The organism is Synechococcus sp. RSCCF101, from assembly GCF_008807075.1.
Classification (GTDB): domain Bacteria; phylum Cyanobacteriota; class Cyanobacteriia; order PCC-6307; family Cyanobiaceae; genus RSCCF101.
Genome location: NZ_CP035632.1, coordinates 1014802 through 1030082, shown reverse-complemented (window position 1 = coordinate 1030082; position 15281 = coordinate 1014802). Strand labels below are relative to the sequence as shown.

Sequence of the window (15281 nt, the reverse complement as noted above, 5' to 3'; positions counted from 1 at the left end):
GCGATGCCCGCTGCAGCAGACCCTAGCCATCACCTGGGGTCCGTCCAGTGGCCGTTGCCACTGCAGGACCCCACTGCCGGGGACCTTTCGGGACCTCCTCTGCGGCTGGGGGTGATGGCCTCCGGCCGCGGCTCCAACTTCGAGGCCCTGGTGCGGGCCTGCCGCCGTGGGGAGCTGCAGGCCGAGGTGGTGCAACTGGTGGTGAACGTGCCGGACTGTCCGGCCCGCGGCAGGGCTGAGCGGCTCGAGGTTCCATGCACCTGCCTCGACCATCGCCGATACAGCGATCGCACGTGCCTCGACGAGGATCTGATCGCCCTCTTCCGGCGTCGGTCGGTGCAGTTGGTGGTGATGGCCGGCTGGATGCGCATCGTCACGCCCCGGCTGGTGGAGGCCTTCGCCGGACGGCTGATCAACATTCACCCTTCGCTTCTCCCCGCCTTCCGCGGCATGGATGCCGTGGGCCAGGCCCTGCGCGCCGGTGTGCGGCTGAGCGGCTGCACCGTGCACCGGGTCACGGCGGAGGTGGATGCCGGGGAGATCCTGGTTCAGGCGGCGGTTCCTGTGCTGGACGGCGACAGTGCCGTGAGCCTCGCAGCCCGCATCCAGGAGCAGGAGCACCGGATCCTGCCGCTGGGTGTTCAGCTGGCCGGGGAGCGCCTGCCGCGGGATCCCGGTCCGGGGCCGATTCAGGGATAGAAGGGCGCCAGCGGCAGGCCGCACGGGCCGTCGAGCCCGGCCATCAGGTTGAGGCACTGCAGGCCCTGGCCGGCCTGGCCCTTGATCAGGTTGTCGATCGCCGAGATCACCACGAGCTGGCCCGTGCGCTGGTCCACCTGGACCGAGAGCTGGGCGAGGTTGGTCTGCCGCACCCATTTCGTGCTGGGGTAGGTGCCCACCGGCAGGATCGAGACGCAGGGCGAGTGCCGGTAGGCGGCGCTGAGCACGGTGGAGCAGTCCTCGGCCGTGAGGCCGGGATCCCTGAGCTGGCCGTAGACGGTGGCCAGCAGGCCCCGGACCATCGGCATGAGGTGGGGGGTGAACTGCAGCTGGACGGCATGGCCGCAGGCGAGGGAGGCCTGCTGTTCGATCTCGGAGGTGTGGCGGTGGCCGATCACGCCGTAGGGCGCCACCGCCTCGCCGGCCTCCGCCAGCAGCAGGTGCTCGCGGGCGGCGCGGCCCCCGCCGGAGCTCCCCGTCTTGGCATCGATGATGATCCCCTTGGTCTCGATCAGTCCCTGATTGAGAAAGGGGAGCAGGGCCAGCAGGCTGGCGGTGGGAAAGCAGCCCGGTGCCGCCACCAGGTCGGCCGCGGCGATGGCCTCCGGATTCCATTCCGGCAGGCCGTAGACCGCCTGGCTGCACAGGGCCACATCGTCCCTCGGGCTGGCGGAGGCTTCGGCGGCGTAGACCTCCTTCCAGCGGTCCAGTGACCGGTAGCGGTAGTCCGCCGAGAGATCCACCACGCGCACGCCCCGCGCCAGAAGATCCGGCACCAGGGTGCAGGCCACACCGTTGGGAAGGCTCAGCACGGCGAAGTCGGCCTGATCGGCGATGGCCTCGGCATCGGGAGGCTGCACCGTCAGGTCCTGCTCAAGGGGCAGGAACGGGACCAGGCTGCTCCAGGCCCGGCCGGCGCTGCGTTCGCCGCAGAGCATGCTCACCCGCAGCACCGGGTGATCCCGGAGCAGACGGATCATCTGAAGGCCGCCGTAGCCACTGGCGCCGATGACGGCCACGCGATGGGAAGCGCCGGGCTGGCTCATGGAGCGGAGATGGCGGAGGCGAGCGGGGATCGTACCGGCCGCTGCGGGGGCCCGATCGATAAGGTCGAAGCATGCCGCGAGCAGCTCATCTCCAGCAGCGACACCCCGGCCCCGATGCCGCTTTTCGACAGCATTGCCGACGCGCTCGCCGCGATCCGCAACGGCGAGTCGGTGGTGGTTGTCGACGACGAGAACCGGGAGAACGAGGGTGACCTGATCTGTGCGGCCCAGTTCGCCACGCCCGAACAGATCAATTTCATGGCCACCGAAGCGCGGGGCCTGATCTGTCTGGCGATGGAGGGTGAGCGCCTCGATGCCCTCGATCTCCCGCTGATGGTGGATCGCAACACCGACAGCAATCAGACGGCCTTCACCGTGAGCGTGGACGCCGGTCCGGAGCACGGCGTGGGCACCGGCATCTCAGCCGAGGATCGTGCCCGCACCATTCAGGTGGCGATCCATCCGTCCACCGCCCCCGCCGATCTGCGGCGACCCGGTCACATCTTTCCTCTCAGGGCCCGCCCGGGCGGTGTCCTGCGGCGGGCCGGCCACACGGAAGCCGCCGTCGATCTGGCCCGTCTGTCAGGCCTCTACCCGGCCGGGGTGATCTGCGAGATCCAGAACCCGGACGGTTCCATGGCCCGCCTCTCCGAGCTGAGCCTCTACGCCAGGCGCCACGGCCTGCGCCTGATCAGCATCGCTGACCTCATCCGCTACCGGCTGGAGACCGAGCGTTTCGTGCGCCGCCATGCCGAGACGGCACTGCCGAGCCGCTTCGGAACCTTCCGGGCCATCGGCTACCGCAACGACATGGATGGCACGGAGCACGTGGCCATCGTCAAGGGGCACCCCGAGCGCTCGGCCGATCCGGTGATGGTGCGGGTGCACTCCGAGTGCCTCACCGGTGATGCCTTCGGTTCCCTGCGCTGCGACTGCCGGCCTCAGCTGGAGCAGGCCCTGCGCATGATCGAGGCCGAGGGTGAGGGCGTGGTGGTCTACCTGCGCCAGGAGGGTCGCGGCATCGGGCTGATCAACAAGCTGCGGGCCTACAGCCTTCAGGACGGCGGCCTCGACACCGTCGAGGCCAACGAACGGCTCGGCTTCCCGGCCGACCTGCGCGACTACGGCGTCGGCGCTCAGATCCTCACCGATCTGGGCATCTCGCGCCTGCGGCTGATCACCAACAACCCACGCAAGATCGCGGGCCTCGATGGCTACGGCCTGCGGGTGGAGGGCCGGGTGCCCCTCGAGGTGGACCCCGGCCGCTTCAACCAGGCCTATCTCGAGACCAAGCGCCGCAAGCTTGGCCATCTCTTCTCGGATCCGTCCGTTCCAACGGCCGTTCTGGGCTGGCATGGGCCCACCTCCGATCCACTGCACTGGCTGCCCCGCTGGCAGGACCTCTGCGCCCTGGCCTCCGCCGCCGGGCTGGAACTGGTGCCGGAGCGGCGGCCGCGGGTGCTGGCCCTGCTGGGTCAGCCGGAACTGGCGGCCCGGGTGTCCTCGGATGATCTGGCCCCGCCGCAGGTGCTCTGCCGGATGCTGAACCTGATGGCGGGGTGGGATGAATCCGCGGCCGTGTCCCTGCTGCTGGACGATGGCGCGGTGCATGCCACACACCCCAGCGGGAGCCTGGACCCGGAGCGCCGCGACCTGGCGGAGCTCCGGGATGGCGAGACCCTGCAGCTGCCTCAGAGCGGGCTGCTGCGCTGGGGGGTCACGGCTGGATCGTCACCGTTTTGATGCGGGTGCCCTGGCGGATGGCCAGGACCACATCGAGATCTCCGGTCTGACCGAAGACCGTGTGCACCCCGTCGAGATGGGGCTGGGATTCATGGCAGAGGAAGAACTGACTGCCACCGGTGTCCCGGCCGGCATGGGCCATCGACAGGCTTCCGGCCATGTGCTTCCGGCTGTTGATCTCGCAGGGGATCGTGTAGCCCGGGCCGCCGGTGCCGGCCATGCCCGGTGCACCATCGCGGCTGTTGGGGCAGCCGCCCTGGGCCATGAAGCCGTCGATGACCCGGTGGAAGCTGAGGCCGTTGTAGAAGCCGTCCTCGGCCAGCTTCACGAAGTTGGCCACCGTGTTGGGCGCGTCCCCGTCGAACAGCTCCAGCGTCACGCTGCCGGCATCGGTCTCCATCACAGCCTTGGTCACGGCGCGTCTCGCAAACCGCAGACTGTATCGACAGGCAGGGAGAGGATGGGTGCGCCCGCCCGCTTCTCCCTGCCTTGAGCGCCCCGTCTTCCTCCGACGATCGACCCTCCCTTCCCGGCGGGCTGGACACCGCCCGGCTGGGGGTGATCGGTGGCAGCGGCCTCTATGCGATCGAGGGCCTGGAGGAGGTGAGCGAGCACACCGTCCGCACACCCTTCGGCGAGCCGTCCGATGCGCTGCGGCTCGGGTGCCTGGGCGGCATGGAGGTGGTCTTCCTGGCCCGCCATGGACGCCATCACCACCTGCTGCCGGGCGAGGTGCCCTACCGGGCCAACATCTGGGCGCTGCGGTCGATGGGCGTGCGCTGGCTGCTCTCCTTCTCCGCCGTGGGCTCGCTGCAGGAGGCCTGCCGGCCTCTGGACGTGGTGGTTCCGGATCAGTTCATCGACCGCACGCGCGACCGCCCGGCCAGCTTCTTCGGCCATGGGGCCGTCGCCCACGTGAGCCTGGCCGATCCGTTCTGTCCGGTGCTCTCCGGGCACCTGGCCGAGGCGGCGGCCGGCTGTGTGCCCGCCGGCCGGCAGCTGCATCGCGGCGGCACCTACCTCTGCATGGAGGGCCCGGCCTTCTCCACCCGGGCCGAATCGCAGCTGTACCGGAGCTGGAGCTGCACGGTGATCGGCATGACGAACCACACCGAGGCCCGACTGGCCCGGGAAGCGGAACTGGCCTACGCCTGTCTGGCCATGGTCACGGATTACGACTGCTGGCACGCCGGCCATGCCGATGTGAGCGTGGACCTCGTCATCGACAACCTGCGGGCCAACGCCTCCCTGGCCCAGCAGGTGGTGCAGGCCTGCGCCACGCGGCTGGCCGCGGCCCGTCCGGCCTGCCCCGCCCACGCGGCCCTGCGCGATGCCCTGATGACCCCACCTGCCCAGGTGCCGGCCGACACCCGCCGCCGGCTGGATCTGTTCACGACGCCGTACTGGGGCCCGTTCGCTGGGCCCGGCTGAGGCCCTCAGGCGATCGGGAGGCTGGCGCTCGCCGCTTCCAGCGCCACCCGCAGGGAGGGGCCGTGGCGGGCCAGATGCTCCGTGGCCGCTCCCCGGTCCAGTCCGCTGGCCAGCATCAGCAGCGCCAGCTTCACCGACCCACCGGCGGCCTCAAGCGCCACACCCGCCTCATCGCCGCTCACTCCGGCCAGGTCGCGCACGATCCGCCGCGCCCTGTCCAGCAGCTTGCTGTTGGTGGCGGCCACATCCACCATGCGGTTGCCGTGGACCTTGCCGAGGCGCACCATCACGCCCGTCGAGAGGATGTTCAGGGCCATCTTGGTGGCTGTGCCCGCCTTCAGCCGGGTCGATCCGGTGAGGAGTTCAGGGCCGGTCAGCAGGCGGATGTCGATGTCGCAGGGCATCGGGGCCTGCTCCCGCGGCACACAGGCGAGGGCCACCGTCAGGGCGCCCACGCTGCGGCCGTGCTCGAGGGCCCCCAGCACGAAGGGGGTGGTGCCGCCGGCCGCGATCCCCACCAACGCATCGGAGCTGGCAAGGCCGCGGCCGCGCAGCTCCTCTTCCCCCGCCTGCCGCTCATCCTCGAGGCCCTCCGAACTGCGCAGCAGGGCCGGGGGACCACCGGCCAGCACCCCCTGCACCTGATCCGGATCGCTGCAGAAGGTGGGAGGGCACTCCACCGCATCGAGAACCCCGAGCCGGCCGCTGGTGCCGGCACCGATGTAAAAGAGCCGCCCGCCGGCCTGGAGCCTGGCGGCCACCGCATCGATGGCCCGCGTCAGCTCGGCTGCGGCGGCCTGCACCGCCTCCTGGGGACGCCGATCCTCGCGGCAGAAGAGGGCCACGAGGTCCGCCGTGGCCATGGAGTCCAGGTCGCTGCTGGCTGCGTTGCTCTGTTCGGTGAGCAGATGACCCCGGTCTGCGCCCGGTCCGCTCACAGCAGGCCCTCCAGCTGGCGCCGGAGCGCATCGAGCGCCTCGGAGGAGGAGGCCCTGTCCTCCGTCGCCGCGCCGGCCGGATTCGACGCGTCCGCTTCCCGGGCCTCCTTCCAGTCGCTCACATCCCTGTTGGAGGGTGGCGGCGCCAGCATCAGGCGCTCCTCGTCGGTGCTGGGCCGGAAGGCTTGGGGCACCAGGCGACCCTCGTATCCCGACTGCTCGCAGAAGGCCTCCATTTCGCTGCGTTCCACCGCCTCCACCGTGGGGGTGGGGAAGTCCTGCGCCTCGAGAAGGCCGGCATAGCGCTCGGCGTCGTCGGCATCCTCGAACAGCAGCACCACCGTGCGCCCCTCGATCTCCAGGGAATGGATGCCCTCGCTGTCGGTGCCGGCATCGAAGAGCAGCACATGCACGCGCATCGGAGGATCCTGGTCTCGGGCCGAGTCTGGCACTGCCCTCAGGCCTCCTCGAGGGCCACCTCCTGCAGGCGGCGGTACAGAGCCTCCTCCGCATCGCTGATCGCATCGGGCACCACGATCCGGATCAGGACCCACTGGTCGCCCCGCTCGCCATCCTCCAGCTCCAGCCCCCGTCCCCTCAGCCGCAGCAGGCGGCCGCTGGAGGAGGACGGCGGAACCCTCAGCCGCACCGGCCCCGCCAAGGTGGGCACCTCGACCGTGCAGCCGAGTACCGCGTCAGCGGGCTGCAGCTCCAGGTCGTACTCGACCCGCAGCCCCTGGATGCGCAGTCCCTCCTCCGTGCGCACCCGCAGCTCCAGGAAGTGGTCGCTGCCGCCCGGCCCGACCCCCGCCAGACGCAGGCGCCAGCCATCGCCGGCGAGGGGCGGGGTCCACACCTCCACCACCGTGCCGTCGGGGAGCGTCAGCTCGACCCGGGCACCCTGCAGGGCGTCCTCCACGCTGAGGTCGACCTGGCTGACCAGATCGTCGGAGCGGGCCACCGGCGGGGGTGACGGCGGCGGCGGTGCCGTGACCTCGGAAGGCCGGCGGGCTCGTTCCTCCGCCGCCTGCCGCGGCGGCTCGCCCGGATCATCGGCCTCCGCCGGGTCGGCGCCGCGCTCGGAGCGGCGTGCGCGGCCGAGCACCACGGCGATGTAGTCCTCGAAGTGCGGGAAGCCCTCCGCAAACGGATCGCGGGGCCCCGCGCCCGCCCCACCGGGCGTCCCGGCCACTCCCCGCTCCTCCTCCCAGGCCCGTCGGCGGCGCGGGTCCGTGAGCACCGCATAGGCCTCGTTGACCCGCTTGAACTGTTCCTCGGCGACCGGGTCGTTGCCGTTGAGATCCGGATGCCAGCGGCGTGCCTGGGCCCGGAAGGCGCGCTTGAGCGCTTCGGCGGAGGCATCGGGGCTGAGCCCCAGCACCTGCCAGTGATCCGTTCCGCCCTGGGCACGGCCGCTCATCGGCGCCGGATCGGATCCTCATCCCAGCCGCCGCGGGAACCCGACACCTCCCAGGGGTCATCGCGGGACCAGCGGTCGCGTTCGACACGGCCCCGGCCATCCCCGTCCCAGTCGTCCCAGTCGTCGTCGGAGAAGAGCTCATCCTTGAGCGATCCAAGCGTGCTGCGGATGCCCTGCAGTGGTCCCGACTCGGCCCGCCGCTCGGCGGCCAGCATCCGGTTGAGGCCGAACAGGGCTTCCTGGAGCTGGCTGCTGGCCAGCTCCAGCTCCCTCAGGTCGGATCCGGAGAGCAGGTCCTGCACGTCGCGGATCGCGAGCTCCACGGCCCGCTGCTGGCGTTCGGCTCCGTAGGGGCCGAGCTCGAGTGCGGCGTCCCGCAGGCGACGCTCGGCCTGGGCCACCAGGGTCATGGCGCTGTTGCGCCGGTCCACCTGGGAGCGCCGCCGTCGATCCGCCGCCGCGTTCGCCTCGGCTTCGCTGAGGAGGGCCTGCAGCTCGTCCTCGCTCAGGGTGGAGGCGCCCTGAATCGAGACCGACTGGCGCCGGCCGGTGGTGCGATCGGTGGCCGAGACCTGCAGCAGTCCGTTGGCATCGATGTCGAAGGCCACCTGCACCTGGGGCACGCCCCGGGGTGCCGGCGGGATGCCGGCCAGCTTGAAGCGTCCGAGCGACTTGTTGCCATCGGCCATCTCCCGCTCGCCCTGGAGCACATGGATCTCCACCGACGACTGGTTCGCTTCGGAGGTGCTGAACACATCCGACTTGCGCACCGGGATCGAGCTGTTGCGCGGGATCAGCACCTTGGTCACGCCCCCCACCGTCTCCAGCCCCAGGGAGAGCGGTGTCACGTCGTTCAGCAGGAGATCACGCAGCTCGCCGGTGAGGATGCCGGCCTGCACCGCTGCGCCCACCGCCACCACCTCATCGGGATTGACCGACTGGCAGGGATCGCGTGGCACCAGGGTGCGCACGAGCTGCTGCACCATCGGCATGCGGGTGCTGCCGCCCACCAGCACGACGTCATCAATCGATTCCGGCGGGATTCCGGAATCGCGCAGGGCCTGCTGCACCGGGCGCAGCAGCCGGTCGAGCAGGTCCGGGCACAGATTCTCGAAGCGGCTCCGCTCCAGGCTGGTCTCGATGTGGAGCGGTCCGTCGCTGCCGGTGGCGATGAAGGGAAGGGAGATCTCCGTGCTCTGCACCCCGGAAAGTTCCTGCTTGGCCCGTTCGGCCGCTTCCGTGAGCCGCTGCAGGGCCTGGCGGTCGCGGCGCAGGTCGATGCCGTGCTCGGTTTCGAAGGTTTCCGCCAGCCAGTCGACGATGCGCCGGTCGAAGTCGTTGCCGCCGAGCTGGGTGTCACCGCAGGTGGCTTTCACATCGAAGACACCGTTCGCGATCCGAAGCAGCGACACATCAAAGGTGCCGCCGCCCAGATCGAAGACCAGCACCGTCTTCTCGGCGCTGCGATCGAAGCCGTAGGCCAGGGCTGCCGCCGTGGGTTCGTTGAGGATCCGCTCCACCCGCAGGCCGGCCAGCCGGCCGGCGTCGCGGGTGGCCTGCCGCTGAGCGTCATTGAAGTAGGCGGGCACGGTCACCACCGCCGCTTCGATGGTCTCCCCGAGGAAGGTGCCTGCGTCGTCGACCAGCTTGCGCAGGATGCTGGCCACCAGCTCCTCCGGCGCGTACTCCCGCTCGGTGGCCGGACACACCACCCGCACGTTGCCGCGGTCGTTGGCCCTCACCGTGTAGGGAACGCCGAGACTCACCTCGTCCAGTTCGTCCCAGCTGCGGCCGACGAAGCGCTTGAGGTTGGCGAAGCTGTTGCGCGGGTTGAGCACCAGCTGACGGCGGGCCAGCTGTCCCACGAGCAGTTCGCTGTCGCGGCTGAAGCCGACCACCGAGGGGGTGGTGCGGCTGCCCTCGGCGTTGGCGATCACCTGAGGCCTGCCTCCCTCCAGCACCGCGACCACGGAATTGGTCGTTCCCAGATCGATGCCGACGATGCGACCCATGGCCTCGCTACGGAAGACCCAAGGTAGCGAGCGGAGCCCGTGCAGCCCTGTCGCCAAGGGCGTCCTTGTGGCTCCTCGGTGGCCCGCTTAAGCGAACCTTAGTGCTGTTCTGCCCATCGCCGCATAGGTTCTGTTTGCCCGGGCTTGCGGGTCGTCGGCCTCGGTTTCCCCCCAGCCACAGTCCATGACCTCGGCCTCACCCCAGGACTCGTTCACCCTCCGGCGGCGGCCTGCCAGCGAGAAGCTGCTCGACATCGGCTTCCGCCAGCTCACCACCGCCCTGGCCTCGATGGTGGCCCTGATCCTGATCGGCATCCTGCTGGTGGTGCTCTTCGGCTCGTTCGAATCGATGCGGCGCTATGGGCTGGCGTTCATCACCACCTCCAGCTGGAATCCGGTGGAGGACGAATACGGCGCCTTCACGGCCATCTACGGAACCCTGGTCAGCTCGCTGCTGTCGCTGCTGATCGCCGTGCCGCTGGGCGTGGGAACAGCGATCTTCATCACCGAGAACATCATCCCTCTCAAGGTGCGTCAGGTGATCGGGGTGATGGTGGAGCTGCTCGCCGCCATTCCGTCGGTGGTGCTCGGCCTCTGGGCCATCTTCGTGATGGAACCGTTCCTGCGGCCGGCCTTTGTCTGGTTGCACAACAGCCTCGGCTTCATTCCCCTGTTCGGCACCATGCCCCTCGGGCCCGGTATGGCGCCGGCGGTGCTGATTCTGGTGGTGATGATTCTGCCGATCATCACGGCGATTTCGCGGGATTCCCTCAACCAGGTGCCGCCCGAGCTGCGGCAGGCGGCCTATGGGGTGGGCACCACCCGCTGGGGCGCGATTCTCAATGTGCTGCTGCCGGCAGCCGTGTCGGGCATCACCGGTGGCGTGATGCTGGCCCTGGGCCGTGCCATGGGCGAGACCATGGCCGTGACGATGATCATCGGCAACTCCAACACCTTCAGCTGGTCGCTGCTGGCTCCGGCCAACACCATCGCCTCCCTGCTGGCCAATCAGTTCGGTGAGGCCGATGGATCGCAGGTGTCATCCCTGATGTATGCCGCCTTCATCCTGATGGTGCTCACCCTGATCGTGAACATCTTTGCCCGCTGGCTGGTGAAGCGCCTGAGCCTTCGTTATTGACCCTGCCGCTGGCGCGGGTCCGCTCCGCCTCCCCCACCCCACGTCCGCCTTCGCGTCTCCACCAGTCCACAGCCCCATGTCCATCTCCGCCGCTCCCGCCCAGCGATCGCTGAACTACAAGCCGGGACTGCTGCGCAACCGCCTCAGCCGCCTGCTCACGATTCTGATGGGCCTCTTCGCGGGCATCTCGGTGCTGCCCCTGGTGCTGGTGCTGATCTATGTGCTGCTCAAGGGGGGGCGTTCCATCAGCCTCTCCCTGTTCACCCAGTTGCCGCCCCCTCCGGGGCTGGAGGGAGGCGGCATCGGCAACGCCATTCTCGGCACCTTTGTGGTCACCGCCATCGCTGCGGCGATCGCCGTTCCCGTGGGCGTGGGGGGTGGGGTTTATCTGGCGGAGTACGCCAAAGGGCGCGGCTTCTCCCAGTTCGTGCGGTTCGGCAACGATGTGCTGGCCGGCGTGCCGTCGATCATCGCCGGTGTCTTCATCTACGGGATCATCGTCGCGACACGGCTTCTCTTCGGTCAGTCCTACAGCGCCATCGCCGGAGGCATGGCCCTGGCCGTGCTGATGCTGCCAACGGTGATCAAGACCACGGATGAGGGCCTGAAGCTGGTGCCGGCCGAGCTGCGCTGGGGGGCCCTCGGCGTGGGGGCCTCGAAGTTCGTCACCGTCATCCGCATCACACTGCCCACGGCCTTTCCGCCGATTGCCACCGGGGTGGTGCTGGCGTTGGCGCGCGCCGCCGGGGAAACCGCTCCCCTGATCTTCACCGCCCTGTTCTCCCCGTTCTGGCCGGAGGGCATCCTCGCTCCGATCGCGACGATGTCGGTTCTGATCTACAACTTCGCGATCATGCCCTACGAGGCCCAGAACGAGCTGGCCTGGGCAGCCTCCTTCGTGCTGGTGCTACTGATCCTGGCGGCCAATCTCTTCGCCCGCTGGCTGGGGCGTTTCGCGAACCGCTGATGGGCCGACCGATGATCGTCCTCCAGACCGACGGCTCTCGATCCATGGGTTCCCTGCCACCCTGACGGCCCAGCACCCTGCACCCCGTCCTTCTTCCTCGATTCCTCGTTCGCCTCAACCGCCGGTCATGACCATCACCGCATCCAGCTCCGATCAGCAGGTCAGTCCGGACACCTGCCTCTCGATTCAGAACGCCACCATCTCCTACGGCAGCTTCGAGGCAGTGCGCAATGTGTTCTGCGACATTCCGCGATCGAAGGTCACGGCCTTCATCGGCCCCTCCGGTTGCGGCAAATCGACGGTGCTGCGGGCTCTGAACCGGATGAACGATCTGATCGAGGGCTGCACCCTCAAGGGGAGAGTCCTCTTCGACGGGCAGGACATCTACGCCCGCTCGGTGGACCCGGTGGAGGTGCGTCGCCGGATCGGCATGATCTTCCAGAAACCCAACCCCTTCCCGAAGAGCATCTACGAGAACATCGCCTTCGGTGCCCGGGTCAACGGCTACAAGGGCGACATGGATGAGCTGGTGGAGACATCCCTGCGCAAGGCGGCGATCTGGGATGAGACGAAGGACAAGCTCAATGAGAGTGGCTATGCCCTCTCCGGCGGTCAGCAGCAGCGACTCTGCATCGCACGCACGATCGCGATTCAGCCTGAGGTGATCCTCATGGATGAGCCCTGCTCGGCCCTCGATCCGATCTCAACGCTGAAGATCGAGGAGATGATGCATGAACTCAAGAAGAGCTTCACCATCGTCATCGTCACCCACAACATGCAGCAGGCCGTGCGGGTCTCCGACATGACCGCCTTCTACAACGCCGAGGCGGTGGATGGCGGCTCGGGCAAGGTGGGCTATCTGGTGGAGTTCAACGACACCACCGAGATCTTCAATGCTCCCCAGGAGCAGGCCACTCAGGACTACGTGTCCGGCCGGTTCGGCTGATCCCGCGCATAAAAAAGGCCGACCCTTCGGTCGGCCTGAAGCACGGAGAGGGAGGGATTCGAACCCTCGATAGAGTTGCCCCTATACAGCATTTCCAGTGCTGCGCCTTCGACCACTCGGCCACCTCTCCAGTGGCTCGGCCTGCCAATGTAGCAGCCGTTGTGTGGGCGCCCTTCAACCCCGATCCATGACCATCCGGCATCGCATCACGGTTCACTGGCGTCAGCAGGGACGCACCATCAGCCACGATGTGCCCGAGGGCGAGTACATCCTCCGCAGCTTCGAAGCCCAGGGGGATCCATTGCCCTTCAGCTGCAGAAATGGCTGCTGCACCACCTGTGCCGTCCGTGTGCTCGACGGCACGATGGATCGCCGTGAGGCCCTGGGGCTCTCCCGGGAACTGCGGGAGAAGGGCTACGGGCTGCTGTGCGTGGCCCGGGCCATTGCACCGCTCGAGGTGGAAACGCAGGACGAGGATGAGGTCTACAACCTGCAGTTCGGACGCTTCTTCGCACGCGGTCAGGTGCGCTTCGGCCTTCCTCTCGACGACGAGTGAAGCGCCCCATGGCCTCCCCGGAATCCCCCCAGCCCGGCCGCAGTGAGCTCCTCTGGTGGTCGCAGACCGCCCGAGAGGCTGCGGCCGCCGGTGCGGCCGTGCTGCAGCGCCACGTCGGCCAGCTGCGCTCGGTGCGGGAGAAGGGTCGCCCGGGTGATCTGGTGACCGAGGCGGACCTCGCGGCGGAGCAGGCCGTGCTCGCGGTGCTGCGCCGGTCCACCCCGGATCTGGCCATCCTCGCTGAGGAAAGCGGTGCCCAGCCCGGCTCGGCCGATCTGCTCTGGTGCGTGGATCCCCTGGACGGCACCACCAACTACGCCCACGGCTTTCCCCTCTTCGCCACCTCGGTCGGCCTGCTCCATCAGGGCGTGCCCCTGCTGGGAGCCGTGAGCGTTCCCGCCCTGAACGAGCTCTACTGGGCGGCGCCGGGCTGCGGTGCCTGGTGCAACGACCGCCCGATCACGGTGAGTGGTGCCGATCGACTGGATCAGGCCCTGCTCACCACCGGCTTCGCCTACGACCGCAGCCAGCATCTCGACACCAACTACGCCCAGTTCTGCTGGTTCACCCACCGCAGCCGCGGTGTGCGGCGTGGCGGGGCTGCGGCGGTGGACCTGGCCTTCGTGGCCTGCGGCCGACTCGACGGCTACTGGGAACGGGGTCTGGCGCCCTGGGATCTGGCCGCCGGAGCCGCTCTCGTGCGGGAGGCCGGCGGTGTGGTCAGCGCCTACGACGGCGGACCGTTCCAGATCGACAGCGGCCGGATCCTCGCCTGTGCCCCCGGCCTCCAGCAGCCCATGATCGAGGGTCTCGCCAGCGTGCAGCCCCTGCCTGGCCACAGCTTCGGCGCGCCCGAGCTCGATCAGGCGACCGGGATGGGATCCTGACCCGAGCGCCCTGATGGTGATGGCTCTGCAACCCGCTGCCGGCGTCCGCGACCTGAATCCCAGGCAGGTGGCGATCAACCATCGCCTCACGCGTGCCTTCGCATCGGTCTATCAGCGCTGGGGCTACGAGGAGGTCAGTCCACCCCGCGTCGAGAGGCTCGACACCCTGCTGGCCGGCGGCGCCATCCGCCAGGGCGATGTGGTGCAGCTGGTGGCCGATGAGCCGCTGGGGCTCAGGCCCGAGATGACGGCCTCGATCGCCCGTGCCGCCTGCTCCCGCCTCGCCGCCCGCCCGAGGCCTCTGAGACTCTGGAGTTCGGGCACCACCTTTCTGGGGCGTCGCGATGAGGCCGGCGGGCTGCGGCTGGAGGAGCGGCTTCAGAGCGGTGTGGAACTGATCGGTGAAGCCTCCACCACGGCGGACCGGGAACTGCTGCATCTGTTGCTGGATGCGTTGGCCAGCATTCCTCTGGAACCCGCCCACCGGCCCCAGCTGCTCCTGGGCCATCACGGCCTCGTGATGGCCGTGCTCGATCGGGTGGCCCCCGGGCAGCGCCGGGCCCTGCACGATGCGCTCACCGGCTTCGATCCTCTCGCCCTGGCCCGGCTGGATCTCGAGCCCGATCAGCGCGCCTGGATGCAGCAGCTGCTGCGCCTGCGCGGCGAGCCGGAGTCGGTGCTGCCCGAACTCACCCGTCTGCTCGGTCCCCATCGCTCGATCCGTGCGATCGAGGAGATCGCCGGCTCCGTCGTGCAACGGGCGGGAGACCTGGGCATGGCGGTGCAGATCGATCCCACCTTTCAGCCTCACTTCGAGCTCTATGACGGCATGGTGTTCCAGCTCGTCTGCCAGGGCCGGGCCGCGCCGGTGATGCTGGCCAGCGGCGGCCGCTACGACGGCGTGCTGCAGCGCTTCGGCGCCTCCGGACCGGAGGCGGCCGGCGTGGGCTTCTCGATCATGGTGGACGAGATCCGCGATCTGCTCGAACCCGGCAGCGTGGCGGCGGCCACACCGGAAGCCCCCCGGCTGGTGGTCTATGGCGCCGCCCAGTCGCTCGAGCAGGCCTTCGCCTGCATGCGTCGCCTTCACGCCAAGGGTCAGCGCGCTGAAGTGCATCTGCCGGTCTGCGCCGGGGAGCAGGAGGCGGCGGCGATCGCCGCGGCGCGGGGCTGCGCGGGTGTGAGCTGGGCCGGGTCCGCCTGAGCCTGCTGCCGCTTTCTAGGCTGCGTCAGCTCGCCTGAACCCGATGCCCCACACGATTGTCAGCGACCGTTGTGAGGGGGTGTCCGACTGCGTGGATGCCTGCCCGGTGGCCTGCATCCACCCCGGACGGGGCACCAACAGCCGCGGCAACCCCTTCTTCTGGATCGATCCGGACACCTGCATCGACTGCGGCATCTGTCTTCAGGTCTGCCCCGTCGAGGGTGCGGTCCTGGCCGAGGAGCGCCCGGAGCTGCAGAAGCGACCCTGACCTTG

At 69.2% G+C, this 15281-nt stretch carries 16 protein-coding genes and 1 tRNA gene; 10 read left to right on the top strand and 7 right to left on the bottom strand.

The features are described from left to right. The first annotated feature begins 3 nt into the window (after positions 1 to 3). A complete protein-coding gene (gene purN, locus EVJ50_RS05065) occupies positions 4 to 699 on the top strand; it encodes a phosphoribosylglycinamide formyltransferase (RefSeq protein WP_150882641.1) in 696 nt (231 codons plus the stop codon). On the opposite strand, the gene argC is transcribed toward purN, so the two are convergent. Next, positions 690 to 1766 carry an N-acetyl-gamma-glutamyl-phosphate reductase gene (argC, locus tag EVJ50_RS05060; protein ID WP_150882639.1) on the bottom strand — a complete coding sequence of 359 codons (1077 nt, stop codon included), beginning with the start codon at positions 1764 to 1766 and terminating at the stop codon, positions 690 to 692. The two genes, purN and argC, sit on opposite strands and share 10 nt — an antisense overlap. Before the next feature lie 114 nt (positions 1767 to 1880). On the opposite strand from argC, the gene ribBA reads away from it, so the two are divergent. Beyond that, on the top strand, positions 1881 to 3509 hold the full coding sequence (ribBA, locus tag EVJ50_RS05055; protein ID WP_150882637.1) for a bifunctional 3,4-dihydroxy-2-butanone-4-phosphate synthase/GTP cyclohydrolase II: 1629 nt from the start codon (positions 1881 to 1883) through the stop codon (positions 3507 to 3509). On the opposite strand, the gene EVJ50_RS05050 is transcribed toward ribBA, so the two are convergent. Continuing rightward, on the bottom strand, positions 3484 to 3924 hold the full coding sequence (locus tag EVJ50_RS05050) for a peptidylprolyl isomerase (protein ID WP_150882635.1): 441 nt from the start codon (positions 3922 to 3924) through the stop codon (positions 3484 to 3486). The two genes, ribBA and EVJ50_RS05050, sit on opposite strands and share 26 nt — an antisense overlap. A 74-nt stretch (positions 3925 to 3998) precedes the next feature. Between EVJ50_RS05050 and mtnP the strand changes: the two genes are divergently transcribed. Further along, the gene (gene mtnP / locus EVJ50_RS05045; protein ID WP_225323095.1) at positions 3999 to 4940 is read left to right on the top strand and encodes an S-methyl-5'-thioadenosine phosphorylase; all 942 of its coding nucleotides are present in this window, start codon (positions 3999 to 4001) and stop codon (positions 4938 to 4940) included. A gap of 5 nt (positions 4941 to 4945) precedes the next feature. On the opposite strand, the gene murQ is transcribed toward mtnP, so the two are convergent. The 4 genes from murQ to dnaK are packed head-to-tail and all read right to left on the bottom strand — an operon-like array spanning position 4946 to position 9310. Continuing rightward, positions 4946 to 5878: an N-acetylmuramic acid 6-phosphate etherase gene (murQ, locus tag EVJ50_RS14915; protein ID WP_225323094.1), complete on the bottom strand. Its 933-nt coding sequence runs from the start codon at positions 5876 to 5878 to the stop codon at positions 4946 to 4948. Beyond that, on the bottom strand, positions 5875 to 6297 hold the full coding sequence (locus EVJ50_RS14910; protein ID WP_225323093.1) for a DUF3110 domain-containing protein: 423 nt from the start codon (positions 6295 to 6297) through the stop codon (positions 5875 to 5877). Before EVJ50_RS14910 ends, murQ begins: the two co-directional genes overlap by 4 nt. A 38-nt stretch (positions 6298 to 6335) precedes the next feature. After that, positions 6336 to 7298 (bottom strand): DnaJ C-terminal domain-containing protein, encoded by a 963-nt coding sequence (locus EVJ50_RS05035; protein ID WP_150882631.1) that lies wholly within the window; start codon positions 7296 to 7298, stop codon positions 6336 to 6338. Then, positions 7295 to 9310, bottom strand: coding sequence for a molecular chaperone DnaK (gene dnaK / locus EVJ50_RS05030; protein ID WP_150882630.1), 2016 nt, complete (start codon positions 9308 to 9310; stop codon positions 7295 to 7297). Before dnaK ends, EVJ50_RS05035 begins: the two co-directional genes overlap by 4 nt. Positions 9311 to 9494: 184 nt before the next feature. Between dnaK and pstC the strand changes: the two genes are divergently transcribed. The 3 genes from pstC to pstB all read left to right on the top strand — a co-directional run bounded on the left by pstC (position 9495) and on the right by pstB (position 12361). Then, the gene (gene pstC / locus EVJ50_RS05025; protein WP_150882629.1) at positions 9495 to 10448 is read left to right on the top strand and encodes a phosphate ABC transporter permease subunit PstC; all 954 of its coding nucleotides are present in this window, start codon (positions 9495 to 9497) and stop codon (positions 10446 to 10448) included. Between the two features lie 76 nt (positions 10449 to 10524). Then, entirely contained in the window at positions 10525 to 11415 is an 891-nt protein-coding gene (gene pstA / locus EVJ50_RS05020) for a phosphate ABC transporter permease PstA (RefSeq protein ID WP_150882628.1), read from the top strand. Between the two features lie 127 nt (positions 11416 to 11542). After that, complete coding sequence (pstB, locus tag EVJ50_RS05015; protein ID WP_150882627.1) at positions 11543 to 12361, top strand: phosphate ABC transporter ATP-binding protein PstB; 819 nt, start codon at positions 11543 to 11545, stop codon at positions 12359 to 12361. Positions 12362 to 12404: 43 nt separating this feature from the next. Here pstB and EVJ50_RS05010 read toward each other — a convergent pair. Beyond that, positions 12405 to 12491, bottom strand: a tRNA-Ser gene (locus EVJ50_RS05010). Positions 12492 to 12548: 57 nt separating this feature from the next. On the opposite strand from EVJ50_RS05010, the gene EVJ50_RS05005 reads away from it, so the two are divergent. From EVJ50_RS05005 to EVJ50_RS04990, 4 genes are read left to right on the top strand one after another with little or no spacing between them, the layout of a single operon-like run. Further along, positions 12549 to 12917 carry a 2Fe-2S iron-sulfur cluster-binding protein gene (locus EVJ50_RS05005; RefSeq protein WP_150882626.1) on the top strand — a complete coding sequence of 123 codons (369 nt, stop codon included), beginning with the start codon at positions 12549 to 12551 and terminating at the stop codon, positions 12915 to 12917. Positions 12918 to 12925: 8 nt separating this feature from the next. Next, positions 12926 to 13804 (top strand): inositol monophosphatase family protein, encoded by an 879-nt coding sequence (locus EVJ50_RS05000; protein WP_150882625.1) that lies wholly within the window; start codon positions 12926 to 12928, stop codon positions 13802 to 13804. 19 nt (positions 13805 to 13823) lie between these two features. After that, complete coding sequence (locus tag EVJ50_RS04995; protein WP_150884876.1) at positions 13824 to 15008, top strand: ATP phosphoribosyltransferase regulatory subunit; 1185 nt, start codon at positions 13824 to 13826, stop codon at positions 15006 to 15008. A gap of 43 nt (positions 15009 to 15051) precedes the next feature. After that, complete coding sequence (locus EVJ50_RS04990; RefSeq protein WP_150882624.1) at positions 15052 to 15276, top strand: ferredoxin family protein; 225 nt, start codon at positions 15052 to 15054, stop codon at positions 15274 to 15276. The last annotated feature ends 5 nt before the right edge of the window (positions 15277 to 15281 follow it).